Here is a 13163-nt window from a genome sequence, read left to right on the forward strand (position 1 = left end):
CGCCATGGACGCCCACAAGGAATACCACTTCGAAGACTTCATCGTCGATTATCTTGGCAACCACGGCTGGCTTGTAGGTGATGCCGACCGCTACGACCCTGTGCGGGCACTCTATCCCGAAGACCTGATCGGTTATGTCCAAGAAACCCAGGCCGATGCCTGGAGCAAGCTGGAGAAGCTGAACGGTGCCAACACCGAGTCGGTGCTGTTGGAGCGAGTGGTCAAGGCACTGGAAAAGGACGGCACCCTCGAAGTGATCCGCCGTGGCGTCAACGTGGCGGGCGGGGGACGCCTGACCCTGTGCCAGTCCCTGCCCGAAGACGAGCGCAACGAGGCCGTGATCGATCGGTACCGCAAGAACCGTCTTCGGGTGGTACGCCAACTCAAATACGCCCCCGACAGGGAATGGGCGCTGGATCTGGGCTTTTTCATCAACGGCATCCCTGTCGCCACGGCTGAGCTGAAATCCGATTTCACCCAGTCCGTGGAATCCGCCATGCACCAGTACCGTGCCGACCGCCAACCGAAGGACAAGCAAACGGGGCTGGCCCATCCGCTGTTGACCTTCAAGCGGGGCGCTCTGGTCCATTTCGCCGTCTCCACGTCCGAAATCTTCATGACGACCCGCCTGTCGGGGAACAAGACCTTCTTTCTGCCCTTCAATCTCGGCAACGACGGCGGGGCGGGCAACCCGCCAGCGCAGACGGGCCCAAATGGTGAAGCAAGCTACGCCGTCGCCTACTGGTGGGAGCGCATCCTCGCACCCGATAACTGGCTCCGCATCTTCCATCGCTTCATGTTGCTGGAGCGCAAAGAGAAACAGCACGCTGACGGGCGGTCCTACTGGTCGGAGACCCTGATCTTTCCCCGTTTCCATCAGTTCGAGGCCGTCAGTCAATTGATCGGCACCGTGCGGGACGAGGGGCCAGGACAACGCTACCTGATCCAGCACAGCGCAGGGTCGGGCAAAACCAACTCCATTTCCTGGACCTGTCACGAACTGATCCGCTTGCGACAACCCGACGGTGCCAAGTATTTCGATACCGTCATCGTCATTACCGACCGCACCGTGCTCGATGCCCAGCTACAGGAGGCCATCCAGCAGATCGACCACCAGATGGGCGTGGTCAAGGCGATCGATCGAGAAAACAGCTCGCTACCCAAGAGCCAGCAACTGGCGCAGGCGCTGATGCACCGAACCCCCATCGTTGTGGTGACCTTGCAGACCTTCCCCTGTGCCATGGAAGCCATCCTGTCCGAAACCTCCCTCAAGGACCGCACCTTTGCCGTCATCATCGACGAGGCGCACACCTCCCAAACGGGCACCTCCGCCAGCAAACTCAGGGCCGTGCTGGCCCTGGACAAGGAAGAAGAATTGGCGGAAATGACCGCCGAAGAGATCCTGCAACGCCTGCAGGAGGTGCGGAAATTCCCGACCAATGTCTCCTATTTTGCCTTCACCGCCACACCGAAGCACAGCACCCTGACCCTGTTCGGGCGTCCCGCCGATCCCACTCAACCGCCCTCCAAGGACAATCTGCCTCAACCCTTTCACGTTTACACCATGCAACAGGCCATAGAAGAAGGCTTTATTCTCGATGTCTTGCGCAATTACACCGCCTACAAGACCGCCTTCAAGCTCGGCCAGGCCCTCGAACAGGACGAGCGGGTTGACAGCAAGCAGGCGAAACGCTCCCTGGCCAAGTGGTTGGCACTGCACCCGACCAATGTCGGCCAAAAGGTCGAGTTCATCATCGAACACTTCCGAACCAACGTGGCGCACCTGTTGGGCGGACAGGCCAAAGCCATGGTCGTGACGGGATCCCGTGCCTCGGCGGTCAAGTACAAACTGGCCTTCGACCAGTACGTGGCCGACAAGGGCTATGACGGCATCCGAGCCTTGGTCGCCTTCTCGGGCAAGGTAACGGGGAGCGACGTCGATGAAAAATACGCGGGCGAAGACTTCGACGAAATCAACATGAACCCCGATGCCAAGGGGCAAGACCTGCGCAAGGTGTTCGACACCCACAAATTTCAGGTCATGCTCGTGGCGAACAAATTCCAGACGGGCTTTGACCAGCCCAAGCTGGTCGCCATGTACCTGGACAAGAAGATTTCAGGCGTGGATGCCGTGCAGACCCTCTCCCGCCTCAACCGCACCCATGCGGGCAAGGACCGCACCTACGTCATCGACTTCGTCAACGAACCCGAAGAGATCCTGTCCGCCTTCCAGCTGTTCTACCGCAAAGCAAAAATCGAAGACGTGCAGGACCCGAACATCGTCTATGACATCAAGGAGCATCTGGACAAAGCCTACATCTACCCGCCCGAAGAGGTGCGCCAGTTTGGCGAGGAGATGACCCGCAAGGAGCCGAGACAGGCCAAACTCATGGCGATCACCGATCCCGCCACGGAACGCTTCAACAACCGCCTGAAGGCACTCAACGACAGCATCGAGAAATGGGAGCAGGAGTACCAGCGATGCCACAAGGCGGGGGACGAGAAGGGTAAGGAGCAGGCCGACCTGAACCGATCCGAGCAGACCAAGGAGCGGGATACCCTGCTGAAGTTCAAGGAAGGATTGACCAAATTCGTGAAGTTCTACGAGTACATCGCCCAGCTTATTGATCTTGGCGATGCCGAACTGGAAGCCTTTGCAGGTTACGCTCGCCTTCTACGCAACCGACTCAAAGGCATCAACCCCGAAGAGATCGACCTGCACGGACTGGCGCTGACCCATTACGGCATCAAGGCCAAAGGCCAGCTGGATGGCGTTGCCGAAGGGGGCGGGGAATACCAAAGCCTCAAACCCGCCACGGGGGTCGGCACCGCCGAAGGAAGAGACCGTGAACGGGCTTTTTTGTCCGAACTCATCAATGCCCTCAACGACCTCTTTGGCGAGGGCATCACCGAAGAAGACAAGGTCTCCTTCGCCGTCCACATCAGCGACAAACTGCGCACCAACGACACCGTCATGGCGCAGGTCAACAACAACACCCGAGAGCAGGCACTGAAAGCGGACCTGCCCGACGCCGCTACCGATGCCATCGTCGAGGCCATGGCGTCGCACGAAAAGATGGCGACACGCCTGCTCTCGGATGAAGGGGCGAGAACGATCTTCCTCGGGTTGCTGTATGAGATGTTGAAAAAACCTGATGCGCCCAGTTTGCTGGCAGACAGGTGAGCAGAAGAGCAGAAGAGCAGGGACAATCCGCCATTGAGATGAATTGAATTTTGGAGACGCATTTATTGCCTGCGCTTCAGCCAATCTGTCCTGTCTGCACCCGATTGAATCGGGTTCCAATGGCCTTTTTGGAGCCGGATCAGTCTGGGAGGATAGGTAATATATTTATATAAATCAACCAGATATTCCATTACATAGAGTCTGGTAGATGGAACTTCAATAAAACATTTATTGGATGCCATCGGCCGCTATTCCTAAGCTTCACCCAGCAATCGAGTTCAACCTCACCGACTGGCAGAAACAGCGAAGAATAGGAGTAGATCATGGCCTCGAAATCCTACGATGCAGGCGTTAAAGAATACCGCGAGATGTATTGGACCCCGGACTATGTGCCGCTGGATACCGATCTTCTGGCATGTTTCAAATGCACCGGTCAAAGCGGTGTTCCACGGGAAGAGGTGGCCGCCGCCGTGGCTGCTGAGTCCTCCACCGGTACCTGGAGCACCGTCTGGTCGGAATTGCTCACCGACATGGAGTACTACAAGGGACGTGCCTACCGCATCGAGGACGTACCGGGCGACTCCGAATCCTTCTATGCCTTCATTGCCTATCCCATCGACCTGTTCGAGGAGGGCTCCATCGTCAACGTGCTCACCTCCCTGGTGGGTAACGTGTTCGGCTTCAAGGCCCTCAAGCACCTGCGGCTGGAGGACATCCGCTTCCCCATTGCCTACATCAAGACCTGTGGCGGCCCGCCGGCGGGCATCCAGGTGGAGCGTGACCGGCTGAACAAGTACGGCCGCCCCCTGTTGGGCTGCACCATCAAGCCCAAGCTGGGCCTGTCGGCGAAGAACTACGGCCGCGCCGTGTATGAATGCCTGCGCGGCGGCCTTGACCTGACCAAGGACGACGAGAACGTCAACTCCCAGCCCTTCATGCGCTGGCGTGACCGCTTCGAGTTTGTGGCCGAGGCGATCCAGAAGGCCGAAGCCGAGACCGGTGAGCGCAAGGGCCATTATCTGAACGTGACCGCAGCCACACCGGAAGACCTCTACGAGCGGGCCGAGTTCGCCAAGGAACTGGGCATGCCCATCATCATGCATGACTTCCTCACCGGCGGTTTCACCGCCAATACCGGTCTGGCCAACTGGTGCCGCAAGAACGGCATGTTGCTGCACATCCACCGCGCCATGCACGCGGTAATCGACCGTCACCCCAAGCACGGCATCCACTTCCGCGTACTCGCAAAATGTCTGCGCCTGTCCGGTGGCGACCACCTGCACACCGGCACCGTGGTGGGCAAGCTGGAGGGCGACCGCGCCTCCACCCTGGGCTTTGTCGATCAGTTGCGTGAATCCTTTGTGCCGGAGGACCGCTCCCGTGGCGTCTTCTTTGATCAGGACTGGGGCTCCATGCCCGGCGTATTCGCCGTCGCCTCCGGTGGCATCCACGTCTGGCACATGCCGGCCCTGGTGACCATCTTCGGTGACGACTCGGTACTGCAATTTGGCGGCGGTACCCAGGGTCACCCCTGGGGCAACGCCGCCGGTGCCGCCGCCAACCGCGTGGCGCTTGAGGCCTGCGTCAAGGCACGCAACCAGGGCCGCGAGATCGAAAAAGAGGCGCGCGATGTGCTCACCGAGGCCGCCCGCCACAGCCCGGAACTGGCCATGGCCATGGAGACCTGGAAAGAGATCAAGTTTGAGTTTGAAACCGTGGATAAGTTGGACGTGGCCTGATCCGGTCGCGCTGAGCAGTCAAACCGCCAAGGCCCCCTGTGACAAACCTGCCCCGTCGGGGGGCTGGGGCCTGAACCGGGCATTGCCCCAAGCACAGCACACAGCAAGAGGAATACATCATGTCGAGTTTTGAAGTAGGTGACTACCAGACCGCCCAGACCCTGGAGACCTTTGGTTTTTTGCCCAAGCTGACCCAGGACGAGGTCTATGACCAGATCGATTATCTCATCGCCCAGGGCTGGACCCCGGCCATTGAGCACGAGCACCCCTCCCGCTCTGGTAACCACTACTGGACCATGTGGAAGTTGCCCCTGTTCGGCGAGCAGAACCTGAACAACATCGTCGGCGAGTTGGATGCCTGTCGCCGCGCCTATCCGGACCACCATATCCGCTTGATCGGCTACGACAACTACACCCAGAGTCAAGGGGTCTGCTTTGTCGTCCACGAGGGGCGGATGTAATCACCCGGTCTGGCAAGCGGCAAGGCGTTATCTGAATCCAACCATCTGAGCAAGCTGAAAGCACGGGGAAGACCATGGCAGACAAGGCACAGGTAGCAAGCGGCAGGGCACTGGCCCTGGCACGGCGTAAGGCAATGTCCAACGGCGGCAAGACGGCAGTGGTCCGTCCCAGCGGTAGGCAGGCACAGGTTAGTGCCCCCTCATCCGCTCGGCCTGCCCCGGCCAAGGCATCGGCCAGTCGAAACCGTCCGCCAGCCGCCGCCCCCATGCAGGAACCTGCCGCTACCGCTCAGGACAGCGTCGGTCGCGCTAGTGCCGCTCGCGCGGGGGGTAAGGCGGTCGGCGCTAGTGTCGCCCGCCAGGCCTCACGGGCGCGTCGTCAGGCGCTTTCCAGCCAGGGCAAGCGCGCCCTGGGGCCGCTGTCGGCTCAGGCCGGTCAGCGCACCCGTGGGGCACGGGATGCCTTGGCGCGCGCTGGTCGTAACACGGCCGGACCCTCATCGGCACCTGTTCAGGATTGCGGTTGCGGTTGTGGCGGCAGTGCGGCCCCTCAGGAAACCGCTCGGGAAAGCCAGCCACGCGAGCGGGTACAGCCCGTGCAGGAGCGTCCGCGCAATCGACGTAACAAGCGTCCGGCCTTGGTGCAGAGCACGGCAAAGGCCGCCGCCCTGGCACGGCGCAAGGCCCTGTCCGCGCGTGGCAAGGCGGGGCTGGGTAGTTCCGGCCTGAGCCAGGCGCAAACCGCCCGTGCCAGCAATCCACAGCTGTCCAGCCGGGAGCTGGCCAAGACCCTGCGTGAACAACGCAGCAGGCAGGGTGGCGGCGGGCAGAAGAAATCCGCCCCCTGCGGCAAGCGGCGCAAGTCCCAGGATAAGGTTCAGGCAGGTGCCCAGGATGCCAGCTGGAAGGTGGGTGCCAGTCAGACCAGCCAGGGTCAGCGGGTATCGGGTACCCAGCTGGGTCGGGATCAGGCAGTCACCGGCAATGAAGCGGGGAGCTGCCGCAGCGTAACCGGCACCGAATACCTGGCTGCGGATATCTTTCGCGAGTTCTGCCACACCGATCTGCCTGCCAGCCCGCAGCGGGTTAGTCGGACCTCCACCGCTCTGGGTAGCAGTGTCACCGGTATCGAGGTGGGGCGCAGTGACAAGGTCACCGGCAATGAACCCGGTAGCTGCAAGCGCGTTACCGGCTCGGAGTACCTGTCTGCAGAGCAGATGCAGGGCTTCTGTGGTGTCGCGCCCGAGCCGGGCCCGGCCCGCGGCAGCGCCAGCCAGACGCGCAGGCAACAGCGGGTCACAGGCAGCAGTCCCGATCGCATGGCGCGGGTCACAGGCGCAGAAAGCGGCAGTGATCGCGAACTCACCGGCAGCCAATACACCAATGTCAGTGAGGTCAGCGAGGGCGACAGGCCGGCACCGGGCAAGGTAGGCCAGAGCAGCACCCTGCGTGGTGGTCGCGTCAGTGGAACCCGGCTGGGTCGGCGGGAGCGCATGACCGGCGATGAGCCGGGTAGCTGCCAGCAGGTCACCGGTGACGAATACCTCAGTGCCGAGCAGTTCAGCCAATTCTGTGATGCCAGCCCGCAACCCCAGGGGCGCAAGGTCGGCCGCTCGCGCACCCTGGGTGGGGAAGATATCACCGGCAGTCTCACCGGTCGCTCCCTCAAGATAACCGGCGACGAGCCCGGTACCTGCAAGGCAATCACCGGCACGCCCTATGTGGGTGCCGAGCAGTACAACACCTATTGTGAGGCCCCGGAGGCCGCCGCAGCGGTGAGCCGCGCCGCGCCGAGCAAACGCCAGTTCGGCAAGCCCCTGACCGGCCAGCAGCCTGCCCTGGCGGGCAAGATCAGCGGTGATGCCCGAGGTGCCTGCGCCCCTGTCAGTGGCACCGCCTATGTCGGTGCCGATCAGGCAGTGGCCGCCTGCCCCAGCCTGTCGGCAGAAGACATCAGCCCCGATTTCCCGCAGCCTTTGACCCTGGCCATGGCAGCGAGCAGGGCCCGGTCCAAGGCAGCGCCCCAGGACCTGGCGCAGGAACAGACACCGCCCAGCTCTCGCATCACCGGTGCCAGTCGGGTCATGCAGGGTCAGATCACCGGTCCCTTTGATAAGGCCGATGGCAGGGTCACGGGTACAGAAGAGGCGCGTTTTGGCCGCAACCCGGCGCAGGGCCCAGCTCTGCCCCCTGTTGAGGGAGCGGTCTTGGCCGAGATCGACGGGCGCATCAAATCCCGTATCACCGGTGAAGGCATGGATGCAGGTGTCAAGATCACCGGCGATGACTGGGATCGAGGTGAGCGCGTCACGGGCACCGAGGGGGCCTCTGCCATGCGCCGCAACCCCAGCCTGCGCGGTGGACCCATGCAGCCCATGGCGGCCCGTGCCGCTCAGCCGCAGGAAGCCGCTGAGCCGATCAGCAAGGTCACCGGCAGCAGTGGCAATACCAGCAAGGGTGCCCTGATCACCTACTCCGGCGGGGCCCGGGGCTAAGCAGCGTGAAGGCGGAGACGGACATGTTGCATTCAGGTCGATATCAGCCACAGCGGGGGGTGCGTCCTCTGGCCAGCGCCCCTCCGGGCCGACCAGGGGCCCGCAGCCCGCTACCGATGGCCCGCAGCGGCCGGGGGCAGGATGAGAACGCCGCCCTTCATGCCTATGAGCGCCGAATCAAGGATGCCTTCGATGCCATAGTGCCGACGCTCAAGCAGCTATCTGTCCTGCAGCATGGGCCTGAGTTTGAGGCACGCGCCCAGCGTCTGGCGCAAGAGCGACTGGGCTTTGATCTGCCGCAACAGATACTCGCCGATGCCTGGCTGGATCGGCTGGATATGCGCCGCCTGTTTGCCTGGTGCGTCTTTTCCAGCTACCACCGCTTCTGCGACGACTATTATCTCAATGCTCCCCTGGCCGTTCAGGGTGCGGCGGGGTTTGACGCCTTCTTGCAGGAGTGCGGATTCCATACCCTGGATATCTCGCCCTGTGCCGACGGCCGTCTTGCCCATCTGGTGCGCTATGTACTGCGCCTGCCGCAGCAAGCGGTGCGGCGCAAATCCTACGCCGGGGCGCTGTTTGATATCGAAGACAGCATCCAGAAATGGACCGAGGTGGAACTGCGCCGCTTCCGTGAGGGCCAGCCCAACGAGGCCGACGCGCCCACCCGCTACCTCAAGCTGCTGAGCTATCACTTCAGCTCGGTGGACCCCGAGCGGCAGGGCTGCGCCGCCCACGGCTCGGATACGCAAAAGGCGGCCCAGGCCGGGCTGGAACGGCTTCTGGCCTTTCGTGAGGCGATAGAGAACAGCTTCTGCTGCGGTGCCTCTATCGACCTGCTGCTGATCGGCCTGGATACAGACACCGATGCCATCCGCGTGCATCTGCCCGATGCCCAGGGCGAGCTGGATCTGCAACGCTGGCTGGACGTGGCCGAGTTGGAGCGGTGCGGCGGCAGCAGTGGCGAGGCGATTCGTGCCATCTCATCGGACCTGGACGAGGGCATGGCACGGCTGATCGAGCGGTTGATCGACAACAACCGTCGGCAGATTGCCTATGTACGCCAGTACCACGGTGGACATTATCAGGACATCGGCCATGCCGAGCGCTTCATCGGTGCCGGGGTGGGCTTTGAGGAGATTCAGCTGCGCAATCTGATGTATTTCGCCTACATGGATACGGTGGAAGAGGCGGCAGCGGACCTGGATGTGGGCATGGCTATCTTTACCCGCCTGAATGTGGAGCGGGGGCTGCCGGTGCCGGTGATCCTGCGGTTTGATCATCACAGCCGGGTGCCCGGTTCGCGCCAACGTGCCGTGCAACATTGCGCCCGCGTGGCCCAGGCCCTGCAGACACGCTATGCCGAACTGCACCGGCGCGGCCTGCTGCACCTGCTGCAGGTGACGCGGGATTGCGATGCCCCAGGCTCCATTGAGGTACTGGATTGCTCACTGCTGAATCACTCGGTATTGGCCCAGCCCCAGGCAGGAGATCACTGATGAAGATATGTCAGGTAGAGCGCCCCCTGGTGGCCACCAACCGCATCGCCGAGATGGAGCACAAGCACCTGCAGGTGGTGCGTGATGGCAGCTCCCAGCAGGTGGCGGTGGATGCCGTGGGGGCCAAGCCCGGCGATTGGGTCATCTGCGTGGGCAGTTCCGCCGCCCGCGAGGCCGCAGGTACCAAGGGCTACCCCAGCGACTTGACTATAGTCGGCATCATCGACCAGTGGCCACCGCAGCAGGCAGACAGCGATGAACATCATGCAGGTTGAGGGTGCCCTGGTCTGTACCAGCCGCATCGAGGGCCTGAAATATACGGTATTTCGTCTGGTGCGCGATGAGTTGGGCAAGTTACAGGCAGCCACCGACCCGGTCGGCGCCAAGCCCGGCGACTGGGTATTTCTCACCAGCGGCACGGCGGCCCGCTACGCCACTGGCGATTATGCGGTCCTCACCGATCTGTGCATTTGCGGCGTCATCGACCACTGGCCGCCGGCAGCCGAAGCTCAAGGGTGAGGGGGAAAAACCAACAGCTTCAAATTTCACACACAGGATGTGCGTCAACCTAAAAAGAGCATTTGGCCACAGAGCCACAGAGTACACAGATAAAAATCAATGTGTTGGAAAGCGAACATTCAACACCTTCTGGGTGAGTCCAGTCTGATAGGTAACTCATTGAAACAACTCTGTGATCTCTGTGTCTCTGTGGCTTAACTGAGGAATATAGGATTAACCAAGGTGGATTCAGCTTCATTTTTACTTAGCCAACAGGAGACTCAACCATGGCAACTGAAAACTACGGCATAGCGCTGGGTATGATCGAAACACGGGGCTTGGTACCCGCCATTGAAGCGGCGGACGCCATGACCAAGGCGGCAGAGGTGCGTCTGATCGGACGCGAGTTTGTCGGTGGTGGCTACGTCACCGTACTGGTACGCGGTGAAACCGGCGCGGTCAATGCCGCCGTGCGCGCCGGTGCCGATGCCTGTGAACGGGTTGGTGATGGCCTTGTGGCGGCGCACATCATTGCCCGTCCGCACAAAGAGGTGGAACCGGTTCTGGGCAAGCAGTGAGTTTGGGCTTCCCCGCTCCCCAATCACTCTCAGAGGGGCAAGCGCGGACCCATTTTTTCTCAATCTAACGGAGAACAGCAATGGCAAATGAAAACTACGGTATCGCCCTGGGCATGATCGAAACCCGAGGCCTGGTGCCCGCCATCGAAGCGGCGGACGCCATGACCAAGGCGGCAGAGGTACGGCTGATCGGTCGTGAATTCGTCGGCGGTGGCTACGTCACCGTCCTGGTACGCGGTGAAACCGGCGCGGTGAACGCCGCCGTGCGGGCCGGTGCCGATGCCTGTGAACGGGTCGGTGACGGCCTGGTGGCGGCGCACATCATCGCCCGTCCGCACAAAGAGGTCGAACCCGTGCTGCCCGGTGGTGGCAACAGCGCCTCCAGCGCTGCCTGAGCCTGAACGGCGGGGCAGACCCTATGCTCAATGCATGCAGCAGCGATCAGAGGGTTCTGGGCTATCTGGGTCGCGCCCTGAGCCTGGAACTCTCTGCCGTGCAGCTCTATACGACCCAGGCGTGCCTGGCCTCGCTCTGGGGCCTGAAGCCGGCGGCGCAGCGGCTGAGACAGGAGGCCAGTGAGGAGATGCAACATGCCGAGCGCATCATCGAACGCATGCTGGCCTTGGGGGTAGCCCCCGCAGCCTCGCAGTTGCTACCGGTACGTCTGGGGCAATCCCTGCCCGAGCTGCTGTTTCAGGCCCAGGCCTTCGAGCAGGAGATCGTCCAGCTGTATGCGGATGCCCGGCAGCATTGCGCCCGCATTGGCGCCCATGATGATCGCTTGTTTTTTGCGGCATTGCTGCAGGAAGAACAACAGCATCAGCAGGGGCTGTTAGACTGGTTGCATGAGGTGGAAGGCGTGCAGCCGCAAACAGCGAGAGGGTGGCAGACATGAGTCAGAACTGGCAAAAACGCAGTCGGCCGGAGCGGCTGGAGCGACGTTATCTGTTTGCCGACTACAGCCGGTTGCGCGACTTTCTCGATCGCGCGGCCGAGCTGTCGGAGCAACAGGGGCTCTATCCGGACATGGGCTTTGGCCGGGACTACCTCAACATCACCATCCACGCCGACCCGGACACCGGCCAGCTGGGTCCGCAGGAAGAGGGTTTTGCCCAGTTGCTGGATGATCTGGGTGGTTACCAATAAGGCCGGGCGAGATGGCTTATTGCGCCAGTCTGCTACCGGCGCAGTAGAGCAGGCCAAATCCGACAGGCTCCCAGGAGCATTGACCCAGTAACAGAGGAGCAGGAGATGACAGAGTCCAACCAGGGCGGTGCCAAACCGGCGCGTGTGGCACAGGCGCGGCGTAACACCCCGGCGCGAACAGCCCGTGCAGAGACCCAGCCCGCGCCAGATGGGTCGGCACAAATCAAGTCAAGGGGCAAGGCGCAGATGCCAGGTCAGGCCAAGTCGGCGTCTGCCACCAGGGCTCAAGCCAAGGCGAGCAAGGCGACGGACACCAGCCCGCCGGTTGCGGCCTTTGCCCCCCGCTGTCGCGTCTGGCCCGACTGATGCCGTACAGCGAGCCCAACTACACACCGCCTGCGGCCATACCCGAATTTCTCATCCGCCACACCACCCTGCGGCAGCTACAGATTTTCGAGGCCATAGTGCGTCTGGGTAGCTTTACCCGGGCCGCCGAGGAGCTGTTTCTCACCCAGCCCACGGTTTCCATGCAGATCAAAAAACTATCCGATTCCCTTGGTTTGGCCCTGTTCGAACAGATCGGTCGCAACGTGCGTCCCACAGAGCCGGGGAAAGAGCTGTATCAGGCAGTGCGTAGTATCTTTCAGACCCTGGCCAATCTGGAAATGAAGTTTTCGGACCTCAAGGGCATTCGCCGTGGGCGTTTGCGTCTGGGGGTGATCACCACCGCCAAGTACTTCGCCCCCGAGGTGCTGGGGGAGTTCTGTAGCCTCTATCCGGGGATAGAGGTGGCGCTCAAGGTATCCAACCGCGACCGCATCATTGAGCGTATCCAGGCCAACGAGGATGATCTCTACATCATAGGTCAGGCACCCCTGGACCAGCCGGATGTGGAGACCCATCCCTTTGCCCCCAACCCGCTGGTGATGATGGCGCGGCGCGACCACCCCCTGGCGCGGGAAAAGCAGATCCCTCTGGCACGCCTGGCGGATGAGCCGCTGATCCTGCGTGAGCCGGGCTCCGGCATACGCGATGCTACCCTGCGCCTGTTCGAGCAGCACGGCCTGCGCCCCAAGGTACGCATGGAGCTGGGCAGCAATGAGGCCATCAAGCACGCCATTGTCGGCGGACTGGGTATCTCGGTGATGTCCTTGCATACCCTGGCCCTGGAAGGTCCCGAGGGCCCCGTGGCCCTGCTGGATGTGCAGGGTTTTCCCATAGTGCGCCAGTGGTACATGGTGTACCCCAAGGGCAGGCCACTGTCCCTGGTGGCCCAGGCCTTCCTGGACTTCTCCCTGGAGATAGAACCCCAGCTGCGCCAGCGAATGCAACGGCAATGGCCGGAGCTGGCAGAGCATTTGCGCTATCGATAAAGGTAACTGCCAACGCCGGAATCCCCCTCAATCCCCCTCAATCCCCCTTTGGAAAAGGGGGAGGTCATGCAAAACCGATGACCGGATCATTGGTGGCCATGGAGTCATCTGTGGCTCCGTGGCTAAATGCCCTTTGTCGGATTAACACTCCTGCAACGCAAAGGGTCTAGGCTTGGCCGAATTTTCCCGC

General features: G+C 61.9%; 13 protein-coding genes. All 13 read left to right on the forward strand.

The features are described from left to right. The first annotated feature begins 4 nt into the window (after positions 1–4). The 13 genes from D5125_10055 to D5125_10115 all read left to right on the forward strand — a co-directional run bounded on the left by D5125_10055 (position 5) and on the right by D5125_10115 (position 12973). A complete protein-coding gene (locus D5125_10055) occupies positions 5–3184 on the forward strand; it encodes a type I restriction endonuclease subunit R (protein QFY89804.1) in 3180 nt (1059 codons plus the stop codon). Between the two features lie 323 nt (positions 3185–3507). Beyond that, positions 3508–4923 (forward strand): form I ribulose bisphosphate carboxylase large subunit, encoded by a 1416-nt coding sequence (locus D5125_10060; protein QFY89805.1) that lies wholly within the window; start codon positions 3508–3510, stop codon positions 4921–4923. Positions 4924–5042: 119 nt separating this feature from the next. After that, a complete protein-coding gene (locus D5125_10065) occupies positions 5043–5384 on the forward strand; it encodes a ribulose bisphosphate carboxylase small subunit (GenBank protein QFY89806.1) in 342 nt (113 codons plus the stop codon). Positions 5385–5650: 266 nt separating this feature from the next. Continuing rightward, complete coding sequence (locus D5125_10070) at positions 5651–7879, forward strand: carboxysome shell protein (GenBank protein ID QFY89807.1); 2229 nt, start codon at positions 5651–5653, stop codon at positions 7877–7879. Positions 7880–7902: 23 nt separating this feature from the next. Beyond that, on the forward strand, positions 7903–9378 hold the full coding sequence (locus D5125_10075; protein ID QFY89808.1) for a carboxysome shell carbonic anhydrase: 1476 nt from the start codon (positions 7903–7905) through the stop codon (positions 9376–9378). After that, positions 9378–9653, forward strand: a complete 276-nt coding sequence (locus tag D5125_10080; GenBank protein ID QFY89809.1) for a carboxysome peptide A — start codon at positions 9378–9380, stop codon at positions 9651–9653. The genes D5125_10075 and D5125_10080 overlap by 1 nt, the downstream gene beginning before the upstream one ends. Next, entirely contained in the window at positions 9634–9897 is a 264-nt protein-coding gene (locus D5125_10085) for a carboxysome peptide B (protein QFY89810.1), read from the forward strand. Before D5125_10080 ends, D5125_10085 begins: the two co-directional genes overlap by 20 nt. Positions 9898–10163: 266 nt before the next feature. After that, positions 10164–10454: a BMC domain-containing protein gene (locus D5125_10090; GenBank protein QFY89811.1), complete on the forward strand. Its 291-nt coding sequence runs from the start codon at positions 10164–10166 to the stop codon at positions 10452–10454. A gap of 80 nt (positions 10455–10534) precedes the next feature. Next, entirely contained in the window at positions 10535–10849 is a 315-nt protein-coding gene (locus D5125_10095) for a BMC domain-containing protein (protein QFY89812.1), read from the forward strand. Between the two features lie 23 nt (positions 10850–10872). Next, positions 10873–11349, forward strand: a complete 477-nt coding sequence (locus D5125_10100) for a bacterioferritin (GenBank protein QFY89813.1) — start codon at positions 10873–10875, stop codon at positions 11347–11349. Then, positions 11346–11600 (forward strand): 4a-hydroxytetrahydrobiopterin dehydratase, encoded by a 255-nt coding sequence (locus D5125_10105; protein QFY89814.1) that lies wholly within the window; start codon positions 11346–11348, stop codon positions 11598–11600. Before D5125_10100 ends, D5125_10105 begins: the two co-directional genes overlap by 4 nt. A gap of 105 nt (positions 11601–11705) precedes the next feature. Next, positions 11706–11966, forward strand: a complete 261-nt coding sequence (locus tag D5125_10110; GenBank protein QFY89815.1) for a hypothetical protein — start codon at positions 11706–11708, stop codon at positions 11964–11966. Next, positions 11966–12973, forward strand: coding sequence for a LysR family transcriptional regulator (locus D5125_10115; protein QFY89816.1), 1008 nt, complete (start codon positions 11966–11968; stop codon positions 12971–12973). The genes D5125_10110 and D5125_10115 overlap by 1 nt, the downstream gene beginning before the upstream one ends. The last annotated feature ends 190 nt before the right edge of the window (positions 12974–13163 follow it).

The organism is gamma proteobacterium SS-5, from assembly GCA_009497875.2.
GTDB lineage: Bacteria > Pseudomonadota > Gammaproteobacteria > Chromatiales > Chromatiaceae > Magnetovirga > Magnetovirga frankeli.